Below are 24,500 nucleotides of genomic sequence, written 5' to 3'. Positions count from 1 at the left end.
TCGACGAGGGGATTCGCGTGCTCTTCGAGGTGTGGGCGCCGAGCGCCCGTGACCGGGTGGTGCTGGCGCTGAACGGCACCGAGCATCCGTTGGAGCGGGACGCCGAGCGGGCGGGCTGGTGGACGGGGGTCGTGCCCGCCGAGGACGGCGACCGCTACGGCTTCGCCCTCGACCACCGGCCCGTGCTGCCCGACCCGCGCTCGCGCCGGCTGCCCGACGGGCCGGACGGGCTGAGCGCGGTCGTCGACCACTCCGCGTACGAGTGGCGCCACGAGTCGCCGCGGCTGCGGCTGCGCGGCGCCGTCCTGTACGAGCTCCACGTCGGCACCTTCACCCCGGAGGGCACGCTCGACGCGGCGGCGGCCCGGCTCGGGGAGCTGGCGGGCCTCGGCGTCACCCATGTGGAGCTGATGCCGCTGTGTCCGTTCCCGGGGGTGCGGGGCTGGGGGTACGACGGGGTGGCGCCGTGGGCGGTGCACGAGCCGTACGGCGGTCCTGAGGCGCTGAAGCGGTTCACGGACACGGCGCACGGGCTCGGCATGGGCGTGGTCCTCGACGTGGTCCACAACCATCTCGGGCCTTCCGGGAACCATCTCCCCTCGTTCGGGCCGTACTTCACGGAGACCCATCACACGCCGTGGGGCGCCGCCGTGAACCTGGACGCGCCGGGCTCGGACGAGGTCCGCGCGTACTTCCTGGGCAGCGCCCTCGCCTGGCTGCGGGACTACCGGATCGACGGGCTGAGGCTGGACGCGGTGCACGCGCTCGCCGACACCCGGGCGCTGACGTTCCTGGAGGAACTGTCCTCCGCGGTCGACGAGTTGGCGAAGGAGCAGGGCCGCCAGCACTTCCTGATCGCCGAGTCCGACCTCGGGGATCCGCGCACCACGACACCCCGCACGCTCGGCGGCCTCGGCGTCCACGCGCAGTGGAACGACGACTTCCATCACGCCCTGCACACCGCGCTCACGGGCGAGTCCCAGGGCTACTACGGCGACTTCGCGCGCGCCCCGATGGCGGCCCTCGCGAAAACCCTCACCCATGTCTTCTTCCACGACGGCACGTACTCGACGTTCCGGGGCCGCCGGCACGGCCGCCCGGTCGACCGCGAGCGCACCCCCGCCCACCGCTTCCTGGGCTACGCGCAGACCCACGACCAGATCGGCAACCGGGCCCAGGGCGACCGCCTTTCGGCGTCCCTCTCCCCCGGCCTCCTCGCCTGCGCGGCGACCATGGTGCTGACCGGGCCTTCGGTGCCGATGCTGTTCATGGGCGAGGAGTGGGGCGCGACGACGCCCTGGCTGTACTTCACCGACCACACGGACCCGGAGCTCGCGGAGGCCGTACGGCGGGGCAGGCGGCGGGAGTTCGCGTCGCACGGCTGGGCCGAGGCCGACATCCCCGACCCGCAGGAGGCCGCCACCCGCGACCGGTCGGTCCTTGACCGGTCCGAGCGGGAGCGCGATCCGCACCGGCGGCTCCTCGCCTGGCACCGCGAGCTGATCGCCCTGCGCCGCACGCACCCCGACCTCACCGATCCGGACCTGGCCGGGGTCAAGGTGGCCTTCGACGAGGAGGCCCGCTGGCTGGTCTTCCGGCGCGGCGACGTGCGGGTGGCGGTCAACCTCGGCAAGGAGCCGGCGGTCATCCCGCTCGGCTCCAACGGCCGCGACCGGGTCCTCGCCTCCTGGGAGCCGAGCGCGGCGCCGGGCCCGGACGGCGTCCTGCGCCTGCCCGGCGAGTCGGCGATCGTCCTCACCGACGGCTGACCGCGGCGGTCGTCTACTCGACGATGGCCATCTCGTGCGGGGTGTTGTTGAAGCGCCGCCCCGCGCCGTCCTCCGTGGCCGTCACGATGTCCTCGATGCGGACGCCGAAGCGGCCGGGGAGGTAGACGCCCGGTTCGATGGAGAAGCACATGCCGGGGACGATCGGCAGCTCCTCGCCCTCGATCATGTAGGGCGGTTCGTGGGTGGTGACGCCGATGCCGTGGCCGGTGCGGTGGATGAAGTACTCGCCGTAGCCGGCGTCGGTGATGACCTTGCGGGCGGCGCGGTCGACGTCCTGGCAGGCGACGCCGGGCTTCACGGCCTCGAACCCGGCCTGCTGGGCCTCGCGGACGAGGTCGTGGACGCGCCGCTCCTCGTCGGTGGGTTCGCCGACGTGGACGGTACGGGTGGTGTCGGAGCCGTAACCGTGCTTGAGGCCGCCGAAGTCGAGGACGACCATGTCGCCGCGCTCGATGGTCCGGTCGCCGGCCTCGTGGTGCGGGTTGGCGCCGTTGGGGCCCGAGCCGACGACGGTGAAGTCGACCTGGGAGTGGCCGAACTCCATGAGCAGCCGGGCGAGGTCGGCGGCGACGTCGGTCTCCTTGCGGCCGGCGAAGCGGACCTTGAGGATCTCGCCGTACGCCTGGTCGGCGGCGGCGCCGGCGGCGGCGATCCGCGCAAGTTCGTGGGCGTCCTTGACGCCCCTGAGCATCGGCAGGGCCTCGGTGAGGGAGACGTACGAGGTGCCGGGCAGGGCCTTCTGCAGGCCGAGGAGGTGCATGGCCCAGGCGTTGTCGCTGACGCCGAAGCGGCCGTCGACGTCGAGGAGCGGGGAGGTGACGGCGTAGGGGTCCTTGCCGTCGGTCCAGTCCCGCAGGGTGAGCGCGGCGGCCCCGGTGGCCTTCTCCGCGTCGGGCGCCTCCAGGGTGGGGACGACGAGCACGGGGTCCTGTCCGGCGGCGAGGACGAGGACGGTGAGCCGCTCGGTGATCGCGGTCGGCTGGTATCCGGTGAGGTAGACCAGGTCGGGTCCGGGGGCGACGAGGACGCCGGCGAGTCCGGCGTCGGCGGCGGACTCGGCGGCGCGGGCCATCCGCGCCCGGTAGTCGTCCGCGGTGAAGGGCACGACCTCGTCGGTGGCCTGGCTGCTGGGCATGGCTGCTTCTCCTCGGCGTCCTCGTCCGGTGCGTCGTACAGCATCCTGCCGGGCGCCGGGGCGGGCCGCGACCGGGATCAGCGGCGGTCGGGGCCCTGTGCGATGAGCCGCTCCAGGAGTTCCTGGAAGTCGTCGCCGACGACGATCCGCAGGTCGCCCTTCTCCTCGTCGTGCTCGCTGAGCTGGGTGAGGGTGCCGTCGCGCCACCAGAAGACGTACGGGCTGATGGCGCCGGGCACGTCCTCGTACCCGGCGGCGGCGAAGGAGGCCATGGCGCCGAGGGCCGGGATGATCGAGGTGTCGCGGATGGGGTGGAAGGCGAGCTGGTGCCGGAAGGGCAGGGCGACGAGGGCGCCGTGCTCGCCGAGCGGCACCCCGGTGACGCGCCGGACGACGCCGTCGAGGTCGAGGACGCGGCTCGCGGTGTAGAAGGAGTCGCCGAGGATGATCTCGAAGCACATGCCGTCGGCGTCGCGGACGGTCTCGTGCTCCTCGACGGGCAGCTCGCGCAGGTTCCGCAGGGCGCGGTCGCGGAGCCGGGCGTGGTCGCCGAGCCGTTCGAGGGCCTCGTCGGTGAGCATCATGACGCTCTCCGGCAGGTCGAGCGCGAGGATCTCGTAGAGCCCGGGGGCGACGGTCCTGGCGTAGCCGAAGGCGGCGGCGTCGATGCCGTCGCCGCTGACGACCCGGGGGTAGAGCTGGGCGCGGATCTGCTCCGGCGGCAGGGTGTCGAGGGCGGAGGGGCCGTCCATGGCGCGGACGACGAGCCCGATGTGCCGGTGGATCATGCCGGGCCAGACGCGCGGGCCGCGCCGGTCCTGGTGGCAGACGGCGGCGAGGTTCCCGAGCCCGAACCGGCGGCCCTTGTCGTCGACGACGTGGTCGGCGTAGACGGTGACCTCGAGGCCGAGCTCGGCGAAGGTCTCGCGGACCCGGCCGCGGAAGACCGCCGCCTCGCGCTGGGAGAAGTACGCGAACTCGGGGTCCCTCGGTGCGTCGTCGCCGTCCCGCCTGGGTCCTCGTCGCAGCCACCCCACGCCTGTCCGCCTTCCGTCGCCGTTGCGCACAGGGTAGCGACTGCGGGTGTCAGCTCTTGAGCCGTCGGGTGAACTCGGCCACGGGTCCGTCCGCTTCGCGGTGCGTCCCCGCCGGAAGGAGGAGTTCGGTGCGGTGCACGAGCCTCGGCGCGACCAGCGGGACGGCCGTGGCGCCCGGGACTCCGCGGGCCACCGGGAGCGGCAGCAGCGCAAGACCGTGGCCCGCCGCGGCGAGGGCCGCGAGGGTGCGGGTGTCGGTGCCCTCGTAGCGCAGGGCGGTACGGAAGCCCCGGCCGGCCGGTCCGCCGTGGACGGCCCGCAGCCGGTCGAGGGGGATGCCCGCGGCGGGCGCGTCGAGCCAGCGGGCGTCGACGAGGTCGTCGAGGCGGAGCCCGGTGCGCCCGGCGAGCGGGTGGTGGTCGGGCAGGACCACGGCGACCTGCTCCTCGGCGACCCCGGTCGCGGCGAGCGGCGCGATGTCGGGGAGCCGCAGCGGGTCGCTGGGCGCGGCGATCCCGTCGACGAGACCGGCGTCGGCCTCGCCGGTGGCGACGGCCTCGGGCACCCGCTCGCGGGGCATTCCGCGCAGGGTGACGCCGGTGGCGGGCAGCGCGGCGAGGGTACGGGCGTGCAGGGCGAGCGGCGAGGCGGCGACGCTCAGGGTCGCGCGGGGCGCCGCCGCGAACCGGTCGAGGTCGGCGCGGGCCGCGTCGAGGCGGAGCAGCAGCGCCCCGGCGTGTTCGAGGAGCCGCTCGCCGGCCGGGGTGGGCGCGACGGGCCGCCGGGTGAGCAGCGGAAGCCCGAGGTCGTGTTCCAGGGCGGCGACGTGCTGGGAGACGGCCGACTGGGTGTAGCCGAGCGTGCGGGCCGCCTCGGAGAAGGAGGCGAGCCGGGCGACGGTGACGTAGGTGCGCAGCAGGTGGGGGTCCATGCGGGGGCGGCTCAGGACCCGTCGGGTGCGGTGAGCAGGGCGCGCGCGTAGTGGGCGAGGGAGCGGTTGTAGCGCGGGAGCAGCGGGGCGAGGGCGCCGAGCGCGAGGGAGGCGGCTTCGCGGTCGCGTCCGGTGTCGGCGAGGGCGAGGGCGAGGAAGGCGTCGACGGCCCCGGCGAGCGCTGCCTCGTCGGCGTCGAGCCGGTCGGCGGGGATGTCCCGCTCGGCGGTGAGGAGTTCGACGCTTCGGTCGGGCCTGCCGAGGTTCCGCAGGCTGCTGGCGAGCTGGATGACGGCCCGGCGCCTGCGCAGTCCGGTGAGGCCCCGGTCGAGCGCCCGCTGGTACAGGACGACGGCTTCCTCGGGCAGGCCGGTGGAGTCGTGGGCGGCGCCCTGCTCGAACAGGGCGGCGGCGTCGTCCTCGGACCGTTCGGCGGCGAGCTCGGCGACCAGCGCCCGGAACTCGGCGGGGTCGTGGTCGTCGAGCCGCTCCCAGAGCGCGGCGACGCGGCGCTCCCATGTCTGATCGTTCGTCATGGGCCCAGCCTATCCAGCCGGACATAAGCGTTCGTGATGGCGAGTGCAGGAATCATCGTTGGACGTGAACCAGGGCCGCCGCCCAGCATGGACGGCATGACGACGAACACGCTTCCCCGCCCCGCCCACACCCCCCGGATCGCCCTGGTCGGCGACCGCTCCCCGCACGTCAGGTCGCACGTCCGCGTACCCGTCCTGCTCGACGCCCTCGCCGAGCGCGACGGCCTCGCCCTCGACGCGTACTGGATCCCGACCGGCGACGCGGAGGCGCCCGGCGCGGTGAAGGGCTTCGACGCGGTGTGGGTGCTGCCGGGCAGCCCGTACGCGAGCGAGGCGGGCGCGCTCGCCGCGATCCGCACGGCCCGCGAGGACGGCATCCCCTTCCTCGGCACCTGCGCCGGCTTCCAGCACGCCCTGCTGGAGTTCGCCAGGAACGTCTGCGGCCTTGAGCGGGCGGCGCACGCCGAGAACGACCCCGCCGCCGACCCCGAGGACCTCCTCCTCGCCCCGCTCGCCTGCTCCCTGGTGGGCCACGAGGGTCCCGTACGGGTCACCCCCGGTTCCCTCGCCGAGCGGGCCCTCGGCGCCGAGCGGACGACCGAGCGCTACCACTGCGAGTACGGCCCCGACAGCCGCCACCTCGACACCCTCCGCGCCCACGGCCTGCGCTTCACGGGCGCCGACGACGAGGGCGGCCTCCGCATCGCGGAGCTGCCCTCGCACCCCTTCTTCCTCGCCACCCTCTTCCAGCCGGAGCTCGCGGGCGACGGCACCCGCCCGCACCCGCTGGTCCGGGCGCTGGCGGTGGCGGCGGCGAAGCACGCGGCGGCCTAGCCGCCGCGCGCGACCCGTGGATCAGCAGGGGATCAGCAGGCGTACCCGCCGCCGTAGTTGCTCCAGAAGTTCAGCGCGGCCCAGGTCTTGGGGCCGACGATGCCGTCGACGCCGGTGTTGCCACAGCCGCTGCCCTGGAAGCGGATCACGGCGTTGTAGGTCGCCTGCCCGAAGATGCCGTCCACGGTGAGGTGCGTGTTGCTCATGGAGGTGTTCAGCTCGCACTGCAGGGCCTGGACCGCGGCGCCCCGGTCGCCGTACTCCAGCATCGGCTCCGAGGTGGACCACATCCCGCAGTTCATGGGACTGGTCGCCGCGACGGCGGACGTGGCGGTCGACAGACCCACGCCGGCGAGCAGGGCGGTACCGGCGGCGGCGATGGCGAGCTTCTTGATCACGTGGAACCTTTCCTGACGGGATGTCGACGGAAGTGTTCCACGGCCCCTTGCCGCCGCACGGCCCTCCGCCGTCCCGGATGCGGGACGGGACGTCCCGGGACGCCCTCCGCGAAGGTTCCCGCTACGCCATCGGCACGACCAGGTCCGCCCGGCCCCGGCCGCGCTCGACCAGGCGCGCGTTGGCCTCGTCGGACTCGTGGACCCAGCGCTCGGCACGGTCCCGGTCCTTGCCGAAGCGGACGTGGCGCTCGACGAGCCGGGGGACCCGGCGGGCCGCGTCCAGGTCCAGGTACCAGGCCTCGTCGAGCAGCGGCAGGACGCCGGCCCAGGGCCCCTCGTCGTGGAGCAGGTAGTTGCCCTCGGTGACGACCAGCGGCACGTCGGGGTCCACCGCGATCGACCCGGCGACGGGCTCCTCCAGGCCACGGTCGAAGGCGGGGGCGTAGACGGTGGTGCCGGGGACGGGGGTACGGAGGCGGGCCAGGAGCGCGGTGTAGCCTGCCGCGTCGAAGGTGTCGGGCGCGCCCTTCCGGTCCGCCCTGCCGAGCCGCTCCAGCTCCGCCCGCGCCAGATGGAACCCGTCCATGGGCACCAGCACGGCGAGCCCGTCGAGCCGGGCGACCAGGCGCGCGGCGAGGGTGGACTTCCCGGCTCCGGGCGCTCCGGCGAGACCCAGGACCCGGCGCCCGCCGGGCTCGGCGAGGGCCCGCGCGCGAGCCACCAGCCGGTCGAACCCCTCTGCGTCCATGCGGGGCATTGTCGCACCGGGCGCCCACGGCGGCGGGGCCCCGGGGCCACCCCTTCCCCGCACCCCTCCCCCGACCCTCGGTGCGACCCTCGATGCGGCGAGGGTCCGATGGGGTGCGACGCGGGTCGACTCGCATAGATCCTGCCGGTTCCGCGTATTACGTTGGGTTAATGCCGTCCATCGCACTCGTGACCCTGGTCGTCCGTGAATACGACGAGGCCATCGCCTTCTACACCGACGCCCTCGGCTTCGACCTCGTCGAGGACACCGACCGGGGCAACGGCAACCGCTGGGTCGTCGTCCGGCCGCGCAACGCCGCCGGTGTCGGCGGCATCGGCAACGCGGGCCTGCTCCTGGCCCGCGCCAAGAACGACGCCGAGGCCGCCTCGGTCGGCAACCAGACGGGCGACCGCGTCGCCTTCTTCCTCCACACCGAGGACTTCGCCGGCGACCACGACCGCATGACGGCCGCCGGCGTGAAGTTCCTTGAGGAACCCCGCCACGAGCCCTACGGCTCCGTCGCCGTCTTCGAGGACCTGTACGGAAACCGCTGGGACCTCCTCCAGCCCAACGAAGCCGCCGCGTAGGACCCGGCCCGGACGGGGCCGACCCAGCCCGGGCTCGGTAATTCGGTGTCGCCCGCGCGGCGCCGCTCCCTACACTCGCGGCACGGCGCACCGACCGGTGGGCCGTGCCGTCACGCCGACCGAGGGGAGCAGGACCGTGCGTCGCCACCTGTCCGCTCCCCGTTCCCGCCGCTTCGACGTGATCCTCGCCTCTCGCACCGGCCGGTGGCGGCTGCGCGCCCGCCATCGCCGACCCGTGACGTCCTGACCCCGAGGGGGTCCGTCAGGGAATCGCGCTGCCCCGTTCTCCACGCAGCAGCGAAAGGCACGACACCGTGCGTACGAACACCACCACGCCCGTCATCCGCAACCTCGGCATCCTCGCCCACGTCGACGCGGGCAAGACCACCGTCACCGAGCGGGTCCTCTTCCTCACCGGCGCCGTCCACAAGCGCGGCGAGGTCCACGACGGCACGACCGTCACGGACTTCGACCCGCAGGAGCGCGACCGGGGCATCACGATCTTCGCGGCGGCCGTCAGCTGCGACTGGGCGGGCCACCGGATCAACCTGATCGACACACCGGGGCACGTCGACTTCTCCGACGAGGTCGAGCGCTCGCTGCGCGTCCTCGACGGCGCCGTCGCCGTCTTCGACGCCGTCGCGGGCGTCGAGCCGCAGAGCGAGACGGTGTGGCGCCAGGCCGACCGGCACGGCGTCCCGCGCCTCGCGTTCGTCAACAAGCTGGACCGCGCGGGCGCGGAGCTCGACGGCGCCGTCGAGTCGATCCGTACCCGCCTCGGCACCGTCCCGCTCCCCGTGCAGCTGCCCATCGGCCGCGAGGACGGCTTCACCGGCGTCGTGGACCTGGTCCGCATGCGCGCGTACGTGTGGGCCGACGGCGCCGACACCTACGCGGACGTGCCGGTCCCTGACGACCTCCGGGACGAGGCCCGGCGCCGCAGGCGACACCTGGAGGAGACGGTGGCGGAGCTGCATCCGGGCGCCCTGGAAGAGTTCTGCGACCTGTCCGAACTGTCCGAGGGCACGCTCCGGGCCGCTCTCCGCGACCTCACCCTCTCCGGCGACGCCGTCGTCGTGCTCTGCGGCTCGGCGTACCGCAACCGCGGCATCGAGCCGCTGCTCGACGCCGTCGTCGCCTACCTCCCCGCCCCGTCGGACATGCCGCCGGTACGCGGTGAGGTCCCGGCCGACCCGACGGCGCCGTTCACCGCGCTCGCCTTCAAGGTGAGCGCCACCCCCACCGGCCGCATGACCTACCTCCGCGTCTACGCGGGCACGCTCACGAAGGGAGACACCGTGCTCGACACCACCGCCGGCCGCACCGAGCGCGTCGCCCGTGTCCTCCGCGTCCAGGCCGACCGCGCCACCGAGGTCGACACGGCCCGCGCCGGCGACATCGTCGCCGTCATCGGCCCCAAGTCCGCCCGCGCCGGCGCCACCCTGTGCGCCCCCGACGCCCCCGTCGTCCTCGAACCCCCCTCGACGGCCGACCCGGTCGTCTCGGTCGCCGTCGAGGCCCGCCGCAGCACCGACACGGGCCGCCTCGCGACGGCCCTCGCCCGCCTCTCCGAGGAGGACCCCTCCCTCGTCGTGCGCTCCGACCCGGAGACCGGCCAGACCGTCCTGTCCGGCCTCGGCGAACTGCACCTGGAGGTGGCGGTCGAGAAGCTCCGCCGCGACCGGGGCCTTGAGGTGACCGTCGGCCGCCCCCAGGTCGCCTACCGCGAGACGGTGACGAAGGGCATCACCGGTCTGCTGTACCGCCACGTCAAACAGGACGGCGGCTCGGGCCAGTTCGCCCATGTCGTCATCGACGTCACACCCACCGAGGAAGGAGAGGAGTTCGTGTTCACGTCCACCGTCACCGGCGGCCGCGTCCCCCAGGAGTACGTCCGCGCGGTCGAGGCCGGCTGCCGCGACGCCCTCCTTGAGGGCCCCCTCGGCGGCCACCCGGTCACCGGCGTCCGCGTCACCCTCACCGACGGCGCCACCCACCCGAAGGACTCCTCCGAGATGGCGTTCCGCACGGCGGGCCGCTTCGCCCTCCGCGAAGCCCTCCGCGCGAGCACCATGACCCTCCTGGAACCCGTCGCCGACGTCACCGTCACCGTCCCCGCCGACTCCGTCGGCACCGTCCTCGGCGACCTCGCGTCCCGCCGCGGCCGGGTCACGGACTCCACGACCCGTTCCGGTACGGCGATGGTGACCGCCACCGTCCCCCTCGCCGAACTCTTCGGCTACGCGTCCCGCCTCCGCGGCCGCACCCAGGGCCGTGGCACGTTCACCACCCACCCGGCGGGTTACGCCCCGGCCCCGTAGGGCCACGAGGCCCTTAGGAGCTCAAGGCCGGCGGCAGACGTCGCCGGCCTTGAGGTTGGCGTCGCCGCTCGTCGGTGTTGACCTTCAGGTTGGTTGAAGCTCGATGATGCGGTGGTGCCGAATGACGAGCTGATGCCGATCGGGGCCTTCGCCCAACGCAGTGGTCTGACCTCCAGCGCGTTGCGGTTCTATGCCGACTCCGGGCTGCTGCCCCCTGCCGAAGTCGACCCGGTCTCGGGCTACCGCTACTACAGCACTGCCCAGGTGGCCCGGGGGACCAGGTTGCGTCAGCTCCGCGAGCTCGCCATGCCCCTGGCCACGGTCGAGGCTGTGCTCGGTTCCGGGGCTGACGAGGCTTCCCGGCTGCTCGATGAGCATGTCGCGAAGGTCGTCGGGGAGGCGGCGGCCGCGCAGCGGAAGGCGGCTGTCATCAAGTCCGCGCTCGGCAAGGCGCCAGGTCTTCCGATCACGGCGGTGAAGGGGCCCGTGCTGGCGGCCGCAGTCGAGCAGGTTCTGACCGCGGCCGCGCACGAGCGCGGGATGTCGGCACTCGCCGGACTGCGCATCGAGGCGAACCACGAGGCGGTCACCTTGACCGCGACGGACCGGTACCGGCTCTCCACCAGAACGCTGGTGCCGGCTGAAGCGCCGAGGCAGACGTGGGCCGGCACGGTGAACGGCGGCGAGCTGCGATCTGCGCTCACCGACATCCGCCGCAGTCCGCTGGTGCGACTGGAGGCCGTCTCGAACGGGATCTGGTTCCGTGCGGCCGACCACGAGGACCAGTACTGCAGATTGCTGCCCGAGGAGTTCCCCGACTACCGGCTGATGCTCGCCTCACTGAGCGAAGTCACCTCTCGTGCGACCGTCTCGAAGGACCTGCTCCTGCGAGCCCTGGAAGAACAACCCGGCGGGCGCGTCACACTGCACATCACCGACCATGCGGTGAACCTCACGTCAGCGGACGCCGAACACCCCGGCATCCACCTTCCCGCCACCACGACGGGCCCGTCCCTGCGGATCCGGTTCGAGCTGACCACGCTCTATCCCGCCGTGAGCACCGCGATCGGCCCCGACGTACTGCTCGACCTACGAGGCCACGACCAGCCCGTCACGATCCGCTCCGCCGACCGCGGCGATCTCACCACCCTGGCCATGCCCATCAAGTCCGACCATTCCGCCTGAGGAAGACGACGAGGAACACATCATGACCACCGCGCCCGCCGGCCCCGACCCGACCATGGAAGCAATAGGCCACGCCGTCGCCGAGGGCCAAGCCGGTGACACCGCTTCCGCCCGCCGGAAACTCCTGGGCCTGTGGTCCACGATCGGCGTCACCGGTGACCCCCTGCACCGCTGCTCTCTCGCCCACTACCTGGCAGATCTCTACGACGACCCTGCCCAGGCCCTCGCCTGGGACATCCGGGCCCTGGACGCTGCCGATGCCGTGACCGAGCAGCGCGTCCAGGAGCACCACGCCGGCCTCCACATCGCCGGCTTCTACCCCTCCCTGCACCTCAACCTCGCCGACAACTACCGTCGGCTGGGCTCCTTCGAAGCTGCCACCGAGCACATCGACGCAGCCGCATCGCACGCTCCCAGCCTTCCGCGGAATTCCTACGGCGACCTTCTTCGCGGCGCCATCCAAGAGGTCGCCGAAGCCATCGTCAGGCGGGACCGGTCACGGCGAGCCTCCGCGCCTGGTTCCGTCGCGTGACGCACAGGAACGCTCCCGTGGCCTCCTCCACCTAGAGGTCCAGCTCGGCCCGCACGGTCTTCCCCACCGCCACCCGGTCGAGCACCTCCCACCGCGACGCCAGCGCCTCCACGAGGAGCAGGCCGCGCCCGCCCTCGTCGAGGACCCCGGGCACGGCCGGCGAGGCCGGGCGCCGCTCCCCCCTCGTATCGGACACGTCGACCCTCACCCGCAGCCCGGGCGTGTACGAGAGCGTCAGCTCGAAGTCCCGCCCGGGCACCCGGCCATGGGTCACGGCATTCGCCGCCAGCTCCGCCACCAGGAGCGCCGTCGTGTCGGAGATCTCGGAGCCGTACGGAACGCTCCAGCGGTCCAGCTGATGCAACGCCAGTCGCCGGGCCAGCCGGGCTCCGCGTGGCGTCGAGCTGAAACGCTGCGTGAACACACGTACGGTTACGGCGGGTTCGCGGGTAACGGGGGAGGTCATGGGGCCAATGTGGCGCCGACCCCGCGGAGTTACCAGCTCAGAAACTCGTACGCTGCACAGCGTACGAGTTCACACTCTGGACTGTACCGGTGACTATCAGTGAACCTGGATCCGTTCAGCGCGAGCACACGGGTACGGGAGGTGGCGGGGTGACGGACGAGGTTCCGAAGGGGAGCGAACCCGAGACGTCGGAGAGCCTGAAGGGTTTCGGGGAGGTGGTCAAGGCCTTCCGCAAACGGGCCGGCCTGACACAGGAACAGTTCGCCCCGCTGGTGGGCTACTCGGTCCCGATGGTCGCCTCGATCGAACAGGGGCGCCGCCTGCCGTCGAAGGACTTCGTGAGCAGCGCGGAAGAGGTACTGGACGCGTTCGGGGTGATCCGGGCGGCGGCCAGGCAGCTGACACGCAAGGCGGGCCTTGCGAAGTGGTTCGAGGGGTGGGCGGAGCTGGAGCCGCTGGCAGTGACGCTGTACACGTACGAGAACCGGCTTGTCCCGGGCTTGCTGCAGACGCCTGCGTACGCGCGGACGCTGTTCGAGGAGCAGATCCCGGCGATGGGCGACGACAAGATCGAGTCGAACCTGACCCGGCGCATGGAGCGGGCGAGCATCCTCACGGAGCGGTCGGAGACGATCTTCAGCTTCATCATCGAAGAGCACGCCGTACGCCGCCAGGTGGCCTCCCCCGAGGCCATGCGCGAGCAGATCGACCACATCCTCGCCGTCGGTGAGCGACGCAACATCGACATCCAGATCATGCCGCAGTCACGCGGGCACCACGCGGGTCTCGACGGCCCCTTGTGTCTCTTGGAGACCGACGAAAACGCCTGGTACGCGTACAGCGAGGGCCAGCGCACAGCCCAGCTCATCTCCGACACCAAAGAGGTCAGCATCCTCCAGCAGCGATATGCCAGGATGCGAGCACAGGCTCTGTCTGTAGAAGCATCCGCGAGCCTGTTGCGGGAGATCCGAGGAGCACTATGAGCACGACGGAACTGGCCTGGTTCAAGAGCAGCTACAGCGGCGGCGACGGCGACAACTGCGTAGAAGTTGCCCTCTCCTGGCACAAGTCCAGCTACAGCGGCGGCAGCGGCGACAACTGCGTCGAGGTCGCCACCTGCCCCTCCACCATCCACGTCCGCGACTCCAAGAACCCCACCGGCCCCCAGCTCGCCCTCTCCCCCGCCACCTGGACGGAGTTCGTCTCGCGGCTGGGCTGACGCGCAAGATCACGGGCTTGCCCTCAACCGGACTTGAGGTCTTACGGTCGTCGTACGACCTGCACGGACGTGCAGGTCGGGACCGAAGTACTGAGTACCAAGTACCAAGTACCGGGAGGGGACCCCCATGACCACCAACCACCAGATGACCGACGCCGAGCTCGCCGGACAGCCCGCCGCGTACTGGACCGGTCTCGCCTACGAGGCGCTCATCGCGTACACGCGGGAGCAGCAGGTCGCGAAGGGCTACACGCAGCCGCAGTTCTGGCTGTTGCGGAACCTGTCGGAGAACGACCTCTCGCCCGACGGTGAGGGGCGGACGGCGGGCGAGCTGCGGGAGGCCATGGCCTCGTACATCCGCCCGGAGGACGACCTCGTGGCGGAGGCGGCGGTGCTGGTGAAGCGCGGTTGGCTGACCCGGGACGCCGACGAGCGGCTCTGGCTCACCGAGGAAGGCGAGCAGGCCCGGCTCGACCTCAGGCGGAACGCGCCCGCGATCCGCGCCGCGCTCCACGAGGGCATCGACGACGCGGACTACGTCACCACGCTGAAGGTCCTGCGCCGCATGATCGAGAACGCGGGCGGGGCGCTCGCCTGACCGGCGCCGGGGCTCAACGGCCTGGCGCGGTCGTGGCCCGGTGTTCGCTGGGCCGCACCCCGTACACGCGCTTGAAGGCGACGCTGAGGCCGAACGCGCTCTGGTAGCCGACCTGGCGGGCGATGGAGTCGACGGTGGAGTCGGTGCGGCTGAGGAGGTCGGCGGCGAGGGCGAGGCGCCAGCCGGTGAGGTAGGTCATCGGGGGTTCGCCGACGAGGTCGGTGAAGCGGCGGGCGAGGGTGGCGCGGGAGACGCCGGCGGCCTCGGCGAGGGTGGTGGCGGTCCAGGGGCGGGCGGGGCGGTCGTGGACGAGGCGGAGGGCGCGGCCCGCGACAGGGTCGGCGAGGGCGCGGTACCAGGAGGGCGGGTCGGCCTCGGGGCGGGCGAACCATTCGCGCAGGGTCGACAGCAGCAGGAGGTCAAGGAGGCGGTCGAGGACGGCCTGTTGGCCGGGGTCCTCGCGGCTGACCTCGCTGTCGGTGAGGGCGAGGATCGGGGCGAGTTCGCCGTCGTCCTGGTGGACGACGAGGACGCGGGGAAGGCCGCCGATGAGGCGTTCGGAGACGCGGCCGTCGACCTGGTAGCTGCCGGTGAGCAGCAGGGTCGTACCGCCGGGGGCGTTGGCGCAGGTGCGGAGGCCGAGGATGACGTCCTCGCTGATGTCCTCGCCGTCGGCGGTGGTGCAGTGGCCGGGGTGGACGACGTAGAAGGGCGGGGTGTCGGCGGCGGCGTCGTCGGTGACGGAGAAGGGTTCGGCGCCGGTCACGAGGGCGACGTCGCCGGGGCCGAGGGCGACGGGTCGCGCGTCGCCGCCCGGGAGCACCCAACCAGTGCCGCGCAGCATGGTGACGACGGCGAGCGGCGCGCCGCCCGCGAAGCGGATCGACCAGGGCGGCGCCAGGATGTTCTTGCTGAACAGGGCTCCGTCGGAACGGACTTCGTAGAGGAGGCTGGCGAGCGGGTCCACCCGGCCGAGTGTACGGCGTGAGCGCCCGAGACATCGGGATGAGCGGATCGGCCATTCCACGGCTCACCGGTCCCGCCGTTTGATGGAGCACATGACGACGAACACGAACAAGGAAGTCCTGGTGCTCGGCGGTACGGGCAAGACCGGCCGTCGCGTGGTGTCCCGGCTGCGGCAGCGGGGGTACGAGGTCCGGGTGGCCTCACGGAAGGGTCCGGCGCGCTTCGACTGGAACGACGAGAACACCTGGGAGCGGGTGCTCGACGGCGCCGGGGCGGCCTACCTGGTCGATTCGATGCAGGCCGACGCGGCGACGTCGATGAGTGCCTTCGGCAAGCTGGCCGTGGACAAGGGCGTCGAGCGGCTCGTGCTCCTCTCGGCCCGCGACTGGGTGGTCCCCGAGGGCGAGGAGAAGCTGCCGTGCGAGCGCGCGGTGCGGGAGTCCGGGGCGGAGTGGACGATCCTGAAGCCGGCCTGGTTCGCCCAGAACTTCAGCGAAGACCCGTTCTTCCGTGGCCAGTTGCTGGACGGGGAAGTGGTCTGGTCGGCGGGGGCGGGCACCGAGCCCTTCATCGACGCCGACGACATCGCCGACGTCGCCGTGGCCGCCCTCACGGAGGACGGCCACGCGGGCCACGCGTACGAGCTGACCGGCCCCCGGCTGCTCAGCCTCCACGAGGTGGCCGCCGAGATCGCCCGCGCGACCGGCCGGGACATCACGTACCGCCCGGTCTCACCGGAGGAGTTCACCGCCCACGCGGTGGCGAAGGGCATCCCGGAGGACTTCGCCGCCCTCCTGAACTCGCTCTTCGGCTGGATCGGCGAGAACCGTTTCGCCACCCTGGCCGACGGCGTACAGCGGGCCCTGGGCCGTGAGCCGCGCGACTTCGCCGACTATGTGCGGTCCACGGCCGTGACGAAAATCTGGGAGCACGAGGATCTTGAGTGATCTCATGCCCGACGGCCCGCAGGCGCCGGTCCCGGTGCCTTCCGCGATCGGCGATCGTGCCAGGATGCGTGTACCTGCCCGCTACCGCACCCCTTCGGGCCGGTGCCTCACGACGACCCGAGGAGCGACATCATGAGCACCACCCCCGACGGCTACCTGTCCCAGCTGTTCTCCCTCTCCGGCCGCACCGCCCTCGTCACGGGCGGCAGTTCGGGCATCGGCCAGGCCATCGCGGGCGCCCTGGCCCGCGCCGGGGCGAGCGTGGTGGTCTTGGCCCGCAAGGAGGCGGAACTCGCGGAGACCGTCGACGAGTTGACGGCCGACGGCTGCCGGGCCGCCTGGGTGAGCGCGGACCTCGGGACCCGCGAGGGCATCAAGGCGGGGGCGGAGGCGGCCGCCGCCGTCTTCGGCGAACCGGACATCCTCGTCAACTCCGCCGGCATCAACCTCCGCCCGCCGCTCGGCGAGCTCAGCGAGGACGTCTGGGACACCACCATGACCCTCAACCTGGAGGCCCCCTTCCTCCTCGGGCAGCGCTTCGGCCCGGGCATGGCGGAACGCGGCTTCGGCCGCATCATCCACATCACCTCCCAGCAGGCCCACCGCGCCTTCGTCCAGAGCGGTGCCTACGGGGTCTCCAAGGGCGCCCTGGAATCCCTCGCCCGCTCCCAGGCCGAGGCCTGGTCGCCCCACGGCGTCACCGCCAACACCCTCGTCCCCGGCTTCGTCATGACCCCGCTGAACCGCCGCCTGTCCTCCGACCCCGACAAGGTCGCCGCCCTCGCCTCCCGCACCATGGTCGGCCGCAACGGCCTCGCCCCCGACTTCGCCGGCGCCGCCGTCTTCCTCGCCAGCGCCTCCTCCGCCTACATCACCGGCCAGTCCCTCTTCGTCGACGGCGGCTTCTCCGTCCACTGACCGCGCCCGCCGCGTCTGTCAGCGGCCTCCGGCCCCGGCATCGAGCACCTCGGCCGCGGCCGGAGGCCGCACGTCCAGCGGCTTGTCGAAGCCGCTGAACGAGGTAGTGCTCCGGACCTGGCCGCCCTTGTACACGACCTTGAGCAGATACGGCCTCCCCGTCTCCGCGACGAAGAAGACGTAACGCCCGCCTTTGTCCTCCGCGTCGGTGACCGTCACCATCACCACCCGCTTCCCGTCCACCGTGAGCGACGCCCCCTTCACCGCGACGCCGAACGGCGCGAACGGATGGGTGCACTTCGCAAGCCCGTCTCCAGGCCGCGCCTCACTCGCAGGCGTCTTGGCCCAGTACTTCGGGTCGCCCTTCCCCGTCTTCCGGCCCTTCCATTGGTTCAGATAGGCGCGGTCGGGACGGACGTAGTCCGTGTCGCCGATCCGTATCTGTTCGAGGCTGCCGCCGCCCTTGGTCCAGGTCGTCCTGTTCGTGCACCTGTCCTTGAGGTTGGTCGTCAGCCGACCGGAGACACCGCCGGCGGCCGTGGTGGTCGTCGAGTCGACGACCACCGACGTCAGCGCGTTCATCGTCTCGTTCGCCCTCGCGAGCACCTGCTCGCCGGACAGCTCCTTCGGCAGCGAGACCTCGACGGGCTTCTCCTCCAGCCCCCGGCCCGTCGTACAGCCGGCCAGCGCCGCCCCCGCCACGACGCAGACCAGCGCCATCCTCGTCCGCACATGCCCTCCCCTGGATCATGAGCGGCTCAACCTACCCGACGTGTTGCGCCGACCAGTCGGCGAAGGCCTGGGCGCAGGTCTGCAGGGTTCGGGCCGCCGGGCCGAGGGAGGCGGGGAGGCCCGCCGTGAGGGTGAGGGCGGTGCCGTCCGCCTGGGAGGCGACCGTGACCGCGCAGGTCACCGTCGACAGGGGGCCGGTCACGCCGGGCGGCACGGGGAGCGTAAGAACCAGCTCGCAGCCGGAGGCGCGGGCGCCCACGGCGTCGAGCCGCGCGGCCATGGCCGCGGCCAGCGGGTCGGCGTTGTCGTCCAGGCGGCCCGGGCCCAGCGGGAACTCCTCGTCCAGGGCCACGACGCCGATGCCCCGCAGGGTGGTCGCGCGGAGGCGGAGGGCGCGGGCGCTGTAGACGCCCGCGCTGTGGAGCACGTACACGGCGACGAGGGCGGCGCGTACGGCGGCGGGGAGGTCGCCCTCGGGGAGGGGGAACCGCCGGCGGGGGGATCGGAGGGGGACGGGGGCGATGCCCTCGGTGAGGGTGGTGAGGCCGTCGTGGACGGACTCGCCGAGGAGCCAGGGGCCGCCGGGGCCGAGCATGAGGAGGCGGCCGTGCTCGTCGACGGCGAGGGGCGCGTCCGTGTCCGTACGGCCGAAGGGGAAGAGGCGGACGCCGAGGGAGTCGGAGAGCCGGAGGAGGGACGGGATGTCGAAGCGGGCCAGGCGGGGGTCGACGGCGGCGCCGAGGGCCGCGACCTCCCGGCCGCCGGACGCGGCGGGGCGGAAGGTGAGGCCGTGGAACTCGCGCACGGCGCGCTCAGCGGCGGGGAAGGACTCGACGCCGAGGGTCACCGCGACGAGGACGGAGAGCATCGCCGCGTCCCCGGCGTCACGCCCCGGCTTCCAGCCCGCCTCCGTCAGTACGCCGGTCATGCCTGGTCGCGGAGGATCGTGACGCCCAGCCGGTCGAGGAGGGCCGTGCAGGAACGGCAGACGTCCGCCTCGGTGCCGTGCTCGGGGTCGCCGTGCGGGCGGATCTTGCGGGCGACGACCGCCGCGCCCGCGAAGTGCGGGACGGCCTCGTCGAGGGTGGCGGCATGGCCGTCGCCGCGCTGCCGGTCGAAGCCGAAGAGTTCGTCGGAGATGAGGGCGGACTCGGCGCAGTAGCCGATGAAGGGCTCGCGCAGCGCGGGCGGGAGCCCGTCGAAGAACGCGCGCACGGCGGGGTGGAGCTCGGGCTCGCCGTCACCGGTGAGGTTGGTGTGGCTGGTGATGGTGCCGTGGATGAGCAGCGAGGCGGCCGTGCCGGGCATGAGGTCAGACATAGAAATCCTCCGCGTCCTGCATGGGAGACCGGTAGAGGCCGATCATCGCCTCGTGCTTGCCGGTGCCCATGTAGTAGTCGCCGGTGTGGTGCATGCAGAAGAACCGGCCCTGCTCGTCGATGACGAACACCTCGCCGTCGGTGGAGTCCCACCCGACCGGAAACAGTCTCACACCCAGGTTGCCGCTCAGCTCCGCCATGTCCTCGAAGAAGTGGCCCCATTCGGGCACGGCCGTGAAGTCGATGTAGTCGTCACGCTGGACGTCGTGCATCACCCGGAGCCCGGCGTGCTCGGCGAGGAATTCGGTCGCGGCGGGGAACGGCTCGACGGGGAAACCGCGCTTCCGGCTCTCCTCGACGGTCTCCGCCACGATCGCCGCGGCCTGCTCGGCGGCGTTCCGGCCGGGAGACCAGCCGTTGTCGGCGAACCAGGCGTCGACGTCCGCCGGAACTCTGAGATGGGGCAAAGGAGGCTCCTAACCTGCGTAGGCCGCGATGCCGGCCATGTCGAGGGCGACCGCGCACGAGGGGCACGGCGGTTTGTAGTCGTTGTGCGCGAAGATCCCCCGCCGGTCCTTGCCGATCTGCACGGAGTACATCTGCGCGCCGCTCATCGCCTCGCGTACCTGTTCCGGCGTACGGATGTTCGTCCCGGACGGGTCGAGCTGGCGGAGACGGTCCGAGATGAGGTTCGCCTCCGCGCACTTCCCGTGGCCCGCGCCCAGGTTCCGGCCTTCGGCCTCGGCACTGGCCTTCACCTGGTCGTAGATGTCCTGCGCGGCCGGATGCAGGTCGGGCTTGTCCGCGCCCTCCCACTTGGTCGCGCTGGAGTGGCTGGTGATGACGCCGTCGTGGAGCAGCGAGCCGGAGCAGGCGTTGTCCTTGAGGAGGTGCTCGCCGACCGGGAACCGGGTCTTGACGAGGTCGATCTGGTGCTTGGGGTCGTTCGGGTTGTCCGGGTCGGCCCTCCTGGCCCGGTCGGCGAGGTCCCGGGCTTCCTGGACGAGCGCCTCGCGCTGCTGCTCGGGGGTGAGGTGGCTGACGTCGAGGGGGTCGGTGCGGTGGTGGCGCATGGTGCCCGCGGAGCTGCCGTGCCAGGGCGGGGCGGGGGTGATGCGGTTGCCGCCGGGGTTGTTGCCGGAGCCGCCGTTGCCGTTTCCGCCGGGGGGAGTGCCGCCGCCCCCGCCGCCACCGCCACCGCCGCCCTTGCCCGCGCCGTTGTCGTCATGGTCGCCCTTGCGCTGGCGGGCGAAACGGTCGCGGAGGTCGTCGTCGGTGTTCTTGTGGTCGACGGAGATCTGCTTGACGACCTTGGGGAGCGTCTGGCCGACGTGGTCGCCCATGTTCTTGGCGGCCTTGGTGAGGGCCTCCATCGCCTTGTCGGCGACCGGGTCGATGGCGTCCGCGATCGAGTCGCGGCCCCGGGTGCGGCCGTGCGCGGTCTTCGCCTTGGTGAGCTTGCCGGTCGTCTTGCCGTGGATGCTCACGCTGACGGTGTTGAGCTGGGTGGAGGCGTGGTCGTGCTCCTGGTGCTCGATGTGCAGGTTCTTCAGCCCGCCGCCCTTGCCGCCCCCTCCCCCGCCGCCACCGGCCGAGGCCAGGTTCAGGGACTCCTTGCCGGCCTTCACCCCGTCCTTGAAGCCCTCCTCGCCGGCGTCCTTCGTCTGGTCGAGGTCGACACCGTCCTGGAGCCCGATCGCCACCGCACCCAGCTGGACGACGAGGTCCGCCGCCATCCCTTCGAGCGCCGCCACGGCCGGCTCCGTCATCGCCGCCACGACGTACCCGACGGCCTCCTCCACGCACTCCTTGATCAGCCGCTTGATCACTTCCTGCGTGGCCCGCATCGCCCCCGCGCCGATCAGCGCGGAAAGCCCGCCCGTCACCGGGATCAGCGAGATCGCGATGCCCGCCTCCGACGCCAGGTACCCCAGCTGTACGAGCGCCGCCAGCTTCATCGCCTCGATCGCCCCGGCCGCCGTGTCCAGGCCCCCGGCGACCGTCCGCGCCGCCCCCGAGATGTCCTTGATGTGCTTGGACTTGACCTTCGCCCAATGCTCGTTGAGCGCGTCCATCGACTCGCCCTGGCCCGACGACAACAACCTCTCGAAGTGGTTGTTCGCCAGCTGCCCGTCGTCCTCCAGATCCTCCGCGAACTCCCTGAGCGCGTCCGCCATCTCGCGATACGCGTCCTCGTCCACGTTCGGCCACGCCACCCCGATCAGATCGAGAAGCGTGTCCGCCCAGTCCGGAATCGTGACCGCCACGTTCCATCCCCCGTTGCAGCGACTGTTTGCGATACCGAACAGTCCTACCACAGCCTTCCCCTGACGGTGAGTGGGGGTGGCGGCGGCCGCCTCACGGATACACCTCCATGCGGGAGGAGTTCGCCGCCGACCCCGACACGGCCACCTCGTCGCGTACCTCACCGCCCGCGCCACCATGCGCAGCGTCTTCACGAACGGAAAGCAGCGCCGCCCGTACGACGAGATCGCCGACGCCCTCTTCCTGGAGGACGCCCGGAACCGCTCGGCATTCGAGTCGGCGAGCATGGTCGTGCGGCGCGGCGACGACTCGTCCACCTGGAACCAGGCGCACTGGTGCACGGCGTGGCCGTCCCCGACCCCCTCATGGCGAGCGCCCTGCTCCGGGTGGACGCAGGTTCGAATCGTGTCCTTGCCGCCGCTCGCGTCTGCGCCGCCCGGGCCCACGGGGCCCGGGCGATCGTCGGGTCAGCCCTCGGTGGGTTCCAGACGGAGAGAGATGGAGTTGATGCAGTACCGCTGGTCCGTGGGGGTCGGGTAACCCTCGCCCTCGAAGACGTGGCCGAGGTGGGAGCCGCAGCGGGCGCAGCGGACCTCGGTGCGGACCATGCCGTGGGAGGTGTCGGAGAGGAGCTCGACGGCGTCGGTGTCCTTCGGGTCGAAGAAGGACGGCCAGCCGCAGTGGGACTCGAACTTCTCGTTCGAGGTGAAGAGCTCCGCGCCACAGGCCCGGCAGGAGTAGACGCCCTGTGTCTTCGTGTCCGTGTATTCGCCGCGGAAGGCGGGCTCCGTGCCGGCCTGCCGGAGCACCTGGTACTCCGACGGGGTCAGCTCCGCCCGCCATTCCTCGTCGGTCTTCTCGACCTCGTACGCCATCGTTCCGCTCCCTCAGCTCAGCTCGACGGGCGGGCGAGCCGGTCCAGGATCTTCGGACCGAGGTCCGTGACGTCGCCCGCGCCCATCGTGAGAACGAGGTCGCCCGGGCCCGCCATTCCCGCGATGACGTCCGGGACGGAGTCCTTGTCGTGGACGGCCGTGACCACGGCGCCCGCCCGCTCGGCCGCGCCGACGATCAGCTCGCTGGTGATGCCGGGGATCGGGTCCTCGCGGGCCGGGTAGATGTCGAGGACGACCGACGCGTCGGCGAGGGCCAGCGCGTCGCCCATCTCCTTGCCCAGCTCCTGGGTGCGGGAGAACAGGTGCGGCTGGAAGACGACGAGGAGGCGCGATGCCCCGGCGGCGCCGCGCATCGCCTCCAGGTCGGCGGTCATCTCGGTGGGGTGGTGCGCGTACGAGTCGATGACCTGGACGCCGTTCGCCTCGCCCTTGAGCTGGAGCCGGCGGCCGACGCCGGTGTAGGCGGTGAGGGCCTGGGCGAGCTCGGCCGGCTCGATCCCCACGCGCGCGCCGGCGGCGAGGGCCGCGGCGGCGTTGTGGGCGTAGTGGCGGCCGGGGACGGAGACGGTGAACGTGTGCTCGGTGCCGTCCAGGGCGACGGTGACCTCGCTCTTCATCCCGTTCGGGACGATCTTCAGAATGCGGGCGTCGGAGTCCGCGGACTCCCCGACCGTGACCACGGACAGGCCCTCCCGGTCCGCGACCCTGCGCGCCAGCTCACGGGCCCCCGCGTGCTCACCGACCACCAGCGTGCCGCCGGGCCGGATCTTGGCGGTGAACGCCTCGAAGGACTCGTAGATCTCGTCCATGTCCGCGTAGTTCGCGTGATGGTCCAGCTCGACGTTCAGCACGATCGCAACCTGCGGGTCGTACTTCTGGAAGCTGCGGTCACTCTCGTCCGCCTCGGCGACGAACACCTCCCCGGCCCCGTGCCGCGCGTTCGTCCCGGGCCCCGCCAGATCGCCGCCGATCGCGTACGACGGGTCCAGACCCAGCTCGGTCAGCGCGACGGCCAGCATCGAGGTCGTCGTCGTCTTGCCATGCGTGCCCGCGACCGCGATCGCACTCAGGCCGTCCATCAGCGACGCCAGCGCGTCGGACCGGTGCACGACCGGGATCCCGAGCTCCGCGGCACGCGCCAGCTCCGGATTGTCCGCGCGGATGGCACTGGACACGACCACCGCCGAAGCGTCGTCGGCAAGGTGCTCCGCCGCATGCCCGATGTGCACCGTCACACCGAGCGCCCGCAGCGCCTCAGCCGTCTGCGACTCCTTCGCGTCACTGCCCGCGACCTTCGCCCCGCGCTGCGCGAGGATCTTCGCGATGCCCGACATTCCGGCACCGCCGATGCCGATGAAGTGCGGCCGTTCCATGGCGGCGGGAATGGCGGGTGCCATGCGGATCTCTCCCCGGGTGCGTTCCGTAACTGTCTGTTGCGCACGCAACAGGTAGCTCCCACCCTAATGGCTCGCGCCGCTCCGGCCCTGCGGCCGCGCCCCACCCCTTCAGGTGGAGCGCCCCGTGACCGGGCCCCCTGCACGGGGCGCGGACACGGGGCGGTGGGCTCAGCCCTGGGGGCTCAGCCCAAGGGGCAACCCAGGGGGCTCAGCCCAGGGGCAGCCCAAGGGCGTCAGTCGCTGTGGGCGAAGAGTTTGAGGACGGGGACGCCGACTTTGTGGCGGGCGCGGGAGGCCCAGTCGCGGTGGAAGAACTCCTCGACGTAGTGGGGGGCGGTGAGGACGATCACTTCGTCCGCTTCGGATTCTTCGACGACGGCTTTCATCTTGTTGAGCGGGTGGTCCTCGACGACTTGGCCGACGGCTTCGCAGCCGGCCTTTCTGAGGGCTTGGAGCGAGAGCTCCAGGGCCTGCTCGGCGGGGACCCTGGCCGCCTTGCCCTCCGGTTCGTCGCCCTCGTGGGCCGCTTCCTTCAGTTCGCCCATGGCCACGTCGTCGATGGCACGCAGCAGTACATCGGCCTGGTCACCACGCGGCTGCATAAGGACGATGAAGGACACGCCCTCGTCGCCGTGCAGTGTGGTGACGAATTCCACGTCGACGGACGTCAGGGGCTTCTCGATCATCAGAACGCTTGTGAACACCTCAGGAGCCCTTCTGCGGAAACCATCCTTCCCCGTGCC

At 72.2% G+C, this 24,500-nt stretch carries 27 protein-coding genes and 1 pseudogene; 11 read left to right on the top strand and 17 right to left on the bottom strand.

Going from position 1 to position 24,500, the window contains the following annotated elements; genetic code table 11:
* Window positions 1–17 precede the first annotated feature (17 nt).
* The gene (gene treZ / locus ACZ7G1_RS35595; RefSeq protein WP_470878627.1) at window positions 18–1,769 is read left to right on the top strand and encodes a malto-oligosyltrehalose trehalohydrolase; all 1,752 of its coding nucleotides are present in this window, start codon (window positions 18–20) and stop codon (window positions 1,767–1,769) included.
* A gap of 13 nt (window positions 1,770–1,782) precedes the next feature.
* Here the strand turns inward: treZ and ACZ7G1_RS35590 are convergent, their stop codons facing one another.
* The 4 genes from ACZ7G1_RS35590 to ACZ7G1_RS35575 all read right to left on the bottom strand — a co-directional run bounded on the left by ACZ7G1_RS35590 (window position 1,783) and on the right by ACZ7G1_RS35575 (window position 5,429).
* Entirely contained in the window at window positions 1,783–2,925 is a 1,143-nt protein-coding gene (locus ACZ7G1_RS35590; RefSeq protein ID WP_470878625.1) for an aminopeptidase P family protein, read from the bottom strand.
* Between the two features lie 77 nt (window positions 2,926–3,002).
* Window positions 3,003–3,962, bottom strand: a complete 960-nt coding sequence (locus tag ACZ7G1_RS35585; RefSeq protein WP_470878623.1) for a DUF1444 domain-containing protein — start codon at window positions 3,960–3,962, stop codon at window positions 3,003–3,005.
* Window positions 3,963–4,011: 49 nt separating this feature from the next.
* The gene (locus ACZ7G1_RS35580; RefSeq protein WP_470878621.1) at window positions 4,012–4,893 is read right to left on the bottom strand and encodes a LysR family transcriptional regulator; all 882 of its coding nucleotides are present in this window, start codon (window positions 4,891–4,893) and stop codon (window positions 4,012–4,014) included.
* An 11-nt stretch (window positions 4,894–4,904) separates the two neighbouring features.
* Window positions 4,905–5,429, bottom strand: coding sequence for a tetratricopeptide repeat protein (locus ACZ7G1_RS35575; protein WP_470878619.1), 525 nt, complete (start codon window positions 5,427–5,429; stop codon window positions 4,905–4,907).
* Window positions 5,430–5,525: 96 nt separating this feature from the next.
* On the opposite strand from ACZ7G1_RS35575, the gene ACZ7G1_RS35570 reads away from it, so the two are divergent.
* On the top strand, window positions 5,526–6,263 hold the full coding sequence (locus tag ACZ7G1_RS35570; RefSeq protein WP_470878617.1) for a CTP synthase C-terminal region-related (seleno)protein: 738 nt from the start codon (window positions 5,526–5,528) through the stop codon (window positions 6,261–6,263).
* A 32-nt stretch (window positions 6,264–6,295) separates the two neighbouring features.
* Here ACZ7G1_RS35570 and ACZ7G1_RS35565 read toward each other — a convergent pair whose 3' ends face one another.
* Together ACZ7G1_RS35565 and ACZ7G1_RS35560 are read right to left on the bottom strand one after the other, a co-directional pair.
* Window positions 6,296–6,661 carry a peptidoglycan-binding domain-containing protein gene (locus tag ACZ7G1_RS35565; protein WP_470878615.1) on the bottom strand — a complete coding sequence of 122 codons (366 nt, stop codon included), beginning with the start codon at window positions 6,659–6,661 and terminating at the stop codon, window positions 6,296–6,298.
* Window positions 6,662–6,782: 121 nt separating this feature from the next.
* Window positions 6,783–7,418, bottom strand: a complete 636-nt coding sequence (locus tag ACZ7G1_RS35560; protein WP_470878613.1) for a nucleoside/nucleotide kinase family protein — start codon at window positions 7,416–7,418, stop codon at window positions 6,783–6,785.
* A 161-nt stretch (window positions 7,419–7,579) separates the two neighbouring features.
* On the opposite strand from ACZ7G1_RS35560, the gene ACZ7G1_RS35555 reads away from it, so the two are divergent.
* The 4 genes from ACZ7G1_RS35555 to ACZ7G1_RS35540 all read left to right on the top strand — a co-directional run bounded on the left by ACZ7G1_RS35555 (window position 7,580) and on the right by ACZ7G1_RS35540 (window position 12,034).
* Window positions 7,580–7,996, top strand: a complete 417-nt coding sequence (locus ACZ7G1_RS35555) for a VOC family protein (RefSeq protein WP_470878611.1) — start codon at window positions 7,580–7,582, stop codon at window positions 7,994–7,996.
* Between the two features lie 314 nt (window positions 7,997–8,310).
* Window positions 8,311–10,317, top strand: coding sequence for an elongation factor G (fusA, locus tag ACZ7G1_RS35550; protein ID WP_470878609.1), 2,007 nt, complete (start codon window positions 8,311–8,313; stop codon window positions 10,315–10,317).
* Window positions 10,318–10,431: 114 nt separating this feature from the next.
* Window positions 10,432–11,502 (top strand): DNA polymerase III subunit beta family protein, encoded by a 1,071-nt coding sequence (locus tag ACZ7G1_RS35545; protein ID WP_470878701.1) that lies wholly within the window; start codon window positions 10,432–10,434, stop codon window positions 11,500–11,502.
* Window positions 11,503–11,524: 22 nt separating this feature from the next.
* Window positions 11,525–12,034 (top strand): hypothetical protein, encoded by a 510-nt coding sequence (locus ACZ7G1_RS35540; RefSeq protein WP_470878608.1) that lies wholly within the window; start codon window positions 11,525–11,527, stop codon window positions 12,032–12,034.
* A gap of 31 nt (window positions 12,035–12,065) precedes the next feature.
* Here the strand turns inward: ACZ7G1_RS35540 and ACZ7G1_RS35535 are convergent, their stop codons facing one another.
* On the bottom strand, window positions 12,066–12,500 hold the full coding sequence (locus ACZ7G1_RS35535) for an ATP-binding protein (protein ID WP_470878606.1): 435 nt from the start codon (window positions 12,498–12,500) through the stop codon (window positions 12,066–12,068).
* A 149-nt stretch (window positions 12,501–12,649) separates the two neighbouring features.
* Between ACZ7G1_RS35535 and ACZ7G1_RS35530 the strand changes: the two genes are divergently transcribed.
* The 3 genes from ACZ7G1_RS35530 (at window position 12,650) to ACZ7G1_RS35520 (ending at window position 14,317) form a co-directional block, all read left to right on the top strand.
* A complete protein-coding gene (locus tag ACZ7G1_RS35530) occupies window positions 12,650–13,483 on the top strand; it encodes a helix-turn-helix domain-containing protein (RefSeq protein WP_470878604.1) in 834 nt (277 codons plus the stop codon).
* On the top strand, window positions 13,480–13,719 hold the full coding sequence (locus ACZ7G1_RS35525) for a DUF397 domain-containing protein (RefSeq protein WP_470878602.1): 240 nt from the start codon (window positions 13,480–13,482) through the stop codon (window positions 13,717–13,719). The genes ACZ7G1_RS35530 and ACZ7G1_RS35525 overlap by 4 nt, the downstream gene beginning before the upstream one ends.
* A gap of 127 nt (window positions 13,720–13,846) precedes the next feature.
* Window positions 13,847–14,317 (top strand): MarR family winged helix-turn-helix transcriptional regulator, encoded by a 471-nt coding sequence (locus ACZ7G1_RS35520; RefSeq protein WP_470878600.1) that lies wholly within the window; start codon window positions 13,847–13,849, stop codon window positions 14,315–14,317.
* A gap of 13 nt (window positions 14,318–14,330) precedes the next feature.
* Here ACZ7G1_RS35520 and ACZ7G1_RS35515 read toward each other — a convergent pair whose 3' ends face one another.
* Window positions 14,331–15,284 (bottom strand): AraC family transcriptional regulator, encoded by a 954-nt coding sequence (locus ACZ7G1_RS35515; RefSeq protein ID WP_470878598.1) that lies wholly within the window; start codon window positions 15,282–15,284, stop codon window positions 14,331–14,333.
* Between the two features lie 91 nt (window positions 15,285–15,375).
* Between ACZ7G1_RS35515 and ACZ7G1_RS35510 the strand changes: the two genes are divergently transcribed.
* Window positions 15,376–16,230 carry an NmrA family NAD(P)-binding protein gene (locus tag ACZ7G1_RS35510; protein WP_470878596.1) on the top strand — a complete coding sequence of 285 codons (855 nt, stop codon included), beginning with the start codon at window positions 15,376–15,378 and terminating at the stop codon, window positions 16,228–16,230.
* Between the two features lie 132 nt (window positions 16,231–16,362).
* Window positions 16,363–17,148, top strand: a complete 786-nt coding sequence (locus ACZ7G1_RS35505; RefSeq protein WP_470878594.1) for an SDR family NAD(P)-dependent oxidoreductase — start codon at window positions 16,363–16,365, stop codon at window positions 17,146–17,148.
* Between the two features lie 18 nt (window positions 17,149–17,166).
* On the opposite strand, the gene ACZ7G1_RS35500 is transcribed toward ACZ7G1_RS35505, so the two are convergent.
* The 9 genes and pseudogenes from ACZ7G1_RS35500 to ACZ7G1_RS35460 form a co-directional block, all read right to left on the bottom strand.
* Window positions 17,167–17,880 (bottom strand): hypothetical protein, encoded by a 714-nt coding sequence (locus tag ACZ7G1_RS35500; RefSeq protein WP_470878593.1) that lies wholly within the window; start codon window positions 17,878–17,880, stop codon window positions 17,167–17,169.
* A 31-nt stretch (window positions 17,881–17,911) separates the two neighbouring features.
* On the bottom strand, window positions 17,912–18,808 hold the full coding sequence (locus tag ACZ7G1_RS35495; protein ID WP_470878591.1) for an SUKH-3 domain-containing protein: 897 nt from the start codon (window positions 18,806–18,808) through the stop codon (window positions 17,912–17,914).
* Entirely contained in the window at window positions 18,805–19,200 is a 396-nt protein-coding gene (locus ACZ7G1_RS35490; RefSeq protein WP_470878589.1) for a YwqJ-related putative deaminase, read from the bottom strand. The genes ACZ7G1_RS35495 and ACZ7G1_RS35490 overlap by 4 nt, the downstream gene beginning before the upstream one ends.
* A complete protein-coding gene (locus ACZ7G1_RS35485) occupies window positions 19,193–19,666 on the bottom strand; it encodes an SUKH-3 domain-containing protein (protein ID WP_470878587.1) in 474 nt (157 codons plus the stop codon). Before ACZ7G1_RS35485 ends, ACZ7G1_RS35490 begins: the two co-directional genes overlap by 8 nt.
* 9 nt (window positions 19,667–19,675) lie before the next feature.
* A complete protein-coding gene (locus tag ACZ7G1_RS35480) occupies window positions 19,676–20,272 on the bottom strand; it encodes a YwqJ-related putative deaminase (protein ID WP_471204393.1) in 597 nt (198 codons plus the stop codon).
* A gap of 126 nt (window positions 20,273–20,398) precedes the next feature.
* Window positions 20,399–21,466, bottom strand: a pseudogene (locus tag ACZ7G1_RS35475) (WXG100-like domain-containing protein); the annotation flags it as partial.
* A 465-nt stretch (window positions 21,467–21,931) separates the two neighbouring features.
* Window positions 21,932–22,339, bottom strand: a complete 408-nt coding sequence (gene msrB, locus ACZ7G1_RS35470) for a peptide-methionine (R)-S-oxide reductase MsrB (RefSeq protein ID WP_470878585.1) — start codon at window positions 22,337–22,339, stop codon at window positions 21,932–21,934.
* 17 nt (window positions 22,340–22,356) lie between these two features.
* A complete protein-coding gene (gene murC / locus ACZ7G1_RS35465) occupies window positions 22,357–23,757 on the bottom strand; it encodes a UDP-N-acetylmuramate--L-alanine ligase (protein WP_470878583.1) in 1,401 nt (466 codons plus the stop codon).
* A gap of 233 nt (window positions 23,758–23,990) precedes the next feature.
* Window positions 23,991–24,461: an indole-3-glycerol phosphate synthase gene (locus ACZ7G1_RS35460; RefSeq protein WP_470878581.1), complete on the bottom strand. Its 471-nt coding sequence runs from the start codon at window positions 24,459–24,461 to the stop codon at window positions 23,991–23,993.
* Window positions 24,462–24,500: the final 39 nt, after the last annotated feature.

Source organism: Streptomyces sp. NPDC037273 (genome assembly GCF_055603625.1).
This window is presented reverse-complemented; position numbering and strand designations above follow the sequence as displayed.

What these genes read in the sequence shown, in the direction of transcription:
- ACZ7G1_RS35590 (WP_470878625.1), bottom strand. Translation starts at nt 2,925, where the DNA reads ATGCCCAGCAGCCAGGCCACCGACGAGGTCGTGCCCTTCACCGCGGAC.
- ACZ7G1_RS35580 (WP_470878621.1), bottom strand. Translation starts at nt 4,893, where the DNA reads ATGGACCCCCACCTGCTGCGCACCTACGTCACCGTCGCCCGGCTCGCC.
- ACZ7G1_RS35575 (WP_470878619.1), bottom strand. Translation starts at nt 5,429, where the DNA reads ATGACGAACGATCAGACATGGGAGCGCCGCGTCGCCGCGCTCTGGGAG.
- ACZ7G1_RS35570 (WP_470878617.1), top strand. Translation starts at nt 5,526, where the DNA reads ATGACGACGAACACGCTTCCCCGCCCCGCCCACACCCCCCGGATCGCC.
- ACZ7G1_RS35560 (WP_470878613.1), bottom strand. Translation starts at nt 7,418, where the DNA reads ATGCCCCGCATGGACGCAGAGGGGTTCGACCGGCTGGTGGCTCGCGCG.
- ACZ7G1_RS35555 (WP_470878611.1), top strand. Translation starts at nt 7,580, where the DNA reads ATGCCGTCCATCGCACTCGTGACCCTGGTCGTCCGTGAATACGACGAG.
- ACZ7G1_RS35540 (WP_470878608.1), top strand. Translation starts at nt 11,525, where the DNA reads ATGACCACCGCGCCCGCCGGCCCCGACCCGACCATGGAAGCAATAGGC.
- ACZ7G1_RS35535 (WP_470878606.1), bottom strand. Translation starts at nt 12,500, where the DNA reads ATGACCTCCCCCGTTACCCGCGAACCCGCCGTAACCGTACGTGTGTTC.
- ACZ7G1_RS35525 (WP_470878602.1), top strand. Translation starts at nt 13,480, where the DNA reads ATGAGCACGACGGAACTGGCCTGGTTCAAGAGCAGCTACAGCGGCGGC.
- ACZ7G1_RS35520 (WP_470878600.1), top strand. Translation starts at nt 13,847, where the DNA reads ATGACCACCAACCACCAGATGACCGACGCCGAGCTCGCCGGACAGCCC.
- ACZ7G1_RS35510 (WP_470878596.1), top strand. Translation starts at nt 15,376, where the DNA reads ATGACGACGAACACGAACAAGGAAGTCCTGGTGCTCGGCGGTACGGGC.
- ACZ7G1_RS35505 (WP_470878594.1), top strand. Translation starts at nt 16,363, where the DNA reads ATGAGCACCACCCCCGACGGCTACCTGTCCCAGCTGTTCTCCCTCTCC.
- ACZ7G1_RS35495 (WP_470878591.1), bottom strand. Translation starts at nt 18,808, where the DNA reads ATGACCGGCGTACTGACGGAGGCGGGCTGGAAGCCGGGGCGTGACGCC.
- ACZ7G1_RS35490 (WP_470878589.1), bottom strand. Translation starts at nt 19,200, where the DNA reads ATGTCTGACCTCATGCCCGGCACGGCCGCCTCGCTGCTCATCCACGGC.
- ACZ7G1_RS35480 (WP_471204393.1), bottom strand. Translation starts at nt 20,272, where the DNA reads ATGCGCCACCACCGCACCGACCCCCTCGACGTCAGCCACCTCACCCCC.
- msrB (WP_470878585.1), bottom strand. Translation starts at nt 22,339, where the DNA reads ATGGCGTACGAGGTCGAGAAGACCGACGAGGAATGGCGGGCGGAGCTG.
- murC (WP_470878583.1), bottom strand. Translation starts at nt 23,757, where the DNA reads ATGGCACCCGCCATTCCCGCCGCCATGGAACGGCCGCACTTCATCGGC.